General features: G+C 34.2%; 1 protein-coding gene and 1 pseudogene. One reads left to right on the top strand and one right to left on the bottom strand.

All coding sequences use genetic code 11. The features are described 5' to 3' along the window. The first annotated feature begins 473 nt into the window (after window positions 1-473). The gene (galT, locus tag AC1DJR_RS26600) at window positions 474-1,958 is read left to right on the top strand and encodes a UDP-glucose--hexose-1-phosphate uridylyltransferase (protein ID WP_477003921.1); all 1,485 of its coding nucleotides are present in this window, start codon (window positions 474-476) and stop codon (window positions 1,956-1,958) included. 309 nt (window positions 1,959-2,267) lie between these two features. Here galT and AC1DJR_RS26595 read toward each other — a convergent pair. Further along, window positions 2,268-2,387, bottom strand: a pseudogene (locus AC1DJR_RS26595) (transcriptional regulator); the annotation flags it as partial.

Below are 2,387 nucleotides of genomic sequence, written 5' to 3'. Positions count from 1 at the left end.
GAGCAGGTACGTTTATTTTAGATAATTTACGTATTGAAAAGGTGACTTCAGGGGGAGAAACACAGAGATAAAAATCTCGAATTAAGATAAAGGTAGTTTTATAGTTCGTGTAATATCGGAAATTAGAGGCCTATCTCAGAGGAGATAGGCCTCAATGTGTTCATTGAATCATCGGAAACTGATTTTAAAAAATGTTCCTTTGTATGTTTTTAGTGAATTGTTAAAAGTGAAAAGCAAGATGTCTAAAAAATACGACAAGATGTTGATTGTAGAAGTGCTTTTACGTACGTATAATGTAACAAAATAGCTTACTAAACGGGCGATTTAAGTATRCTAATAACTTATTCTGAGAAAGCAAAACGTAAATTAGAATGGTGGTTATCCTATACGTCTGTTCATAAAATTATAAAAGGTACATAGAACTGGCATCGTAACAACATAAACCGCTATAAGGTTAGAGGAGGTATATACTGATGATATATCAAGCTATCCAGCAGTTAATTGATCGTGCTATTGAAGTTCAATTGATTGAAAAAGAAGATGAAATATATACAAGGAATCAAATCCTTTCCTTACTTCGTTTAGATGACTTTGTAGTGGAAGCGTCAGCGCCCGCAAAGAAAGCAATTTCGGAGTTATTGGAAGAGTTAATTGAATATGCTTGTATGCATAAAGTCATTGAGGCAGTAATGGACGAGAAGGAGATTTTAGCAAGTGCAATTATGGATGTTTTTATGTCCAAACCGTCCGTTATCAATTCTCTATTTTATGAAAAATACGAACAAAATCCGAAGGCTGCGACAAATTACTTCTATGAGTTAAGTAAAAACAGCAACTATATCCAAATGAAGCAAATTGCCAAAAATATAAATTATAAAGTAAATACGGAATATGGACCCATTGATATAACGATTAACTTATCAAAGCCGGAAAAAGACCCGAAACAAATTGCTAGAGAGAGAGTATTGGAAAGTACAAATTATCCAAAATGTTTACTCTGTATTGAGAATGAAGGATATAGAGGCAGAATTGGACATCCAGCACGCTCGAATCATCGTATGATTCGTATGAATCTTACAGATGAAAGCTGGTTTCTACAGTATTCTCCGTATATATACTTCAATGAACACTGTATTGTATTGTCTTCAGAACACCGTGATATGAAAATTGACCGTCAAACATTTTTACGTTTGTTAAAATTTGTAGAAAAATTCCCGCATTATTTCCTTGGTTCTAATGCAGATTTGCCTATTGTAGGAGGATCTATTCTAACACATGACCATTATCAAGGTGGAAATTATGAATTTGCTATGGCAAATGCATCGAACGATCTAATCTTTGAACTAACTAACTTTCCAGCAATCCAATGTTCTATTGTTAAATGGCCAATGTCAGTTATTCGTTTAAGAAGTAACGATATAGAACAAGTAGTAAATGCAGGGGAGTACATATTAGAGAGGTGGAAGGGATATAGTGACCCTTCTGTTAATATATTGGTATTTACGAATGAAATTTCACATAACACGATTACGCCGATTGCCCGCTACCGGAATGGTATGTACGAATTGGACCTTGTTTTGCGAAACAATCGTACAAGTGAAGAACATCCGCTGGGTATTTTTCACCCTCATGCGGAAATACAGCATATTAAAAAGGAAAATATCGGTCTGATTGAAGTAATGGGGTTAGCTGTACTTCCTGCTCGTTTAAAAACAGAACTTCAGGAAGTGGAAAAATTCTTACTTAACATTCCAAGTGATATTCCATCGCCTCATATACGATGGGCAGAACAATTAAAAAGCAAATATGACAATCGGATAAATGAACAAAATGTACAGGAGATTGTAAAAGAAGAATTGGGACAGAAATTTATACAGGCGCTTGAAGATGCTGGTGTTTTTAAACGAGATGACGAAGGGATATCGGCTTTTAAACGTTTTATTCAGACCTTAAATTAGGAATGGATCTGGTAGTTATGGTGATTACAAATGACCTAATTATATGATAAGGGAGGTAATAATATGGAGGAGTGTGAGCATAAGCAACTACAGGAATTGAAACAGATAGGGGGCCCTATATTAATGATGTGTATAAAATGTAATCAAATAATTAAAGTGTCCCAAGGATCCAGTACAAAAATAAAGTAAAAAGAATGAAACGCATATATTCCTAGTGTGTGATGAACAAATTCCCGACTGATTAAAGTTGCATTTTATTAAAAGAATAGCAAAAAATAAAAAACATCTCATATGAATATGAGATGTTTTTTAGTATGGTTCTGTCGCATGTATTACAACATCTAATAAACCAGGGAATCTAGCATTTAAGTCATCTTCACGAATTGAAATGAAACGTTGTGTGCCTTCAAGGCGTGTATACATATACAT

It is taken from the genome of Bacillus sp. 05T31 (assembly GCF_056396725.1).
Note: the sequence above shows the minus strand (reverse complement) of the source record. Positions and strands in the feature narration are given on the sequence as shown.

Excerpts from the sequence above, each read along its gene's own strand:
- galT (WP_477003921.1), top strand. The coding sequence starts at position 474 with ATGATATATCAAGCTATCCAGCAGTTAATTGATCGTGCTATTGAAGTT.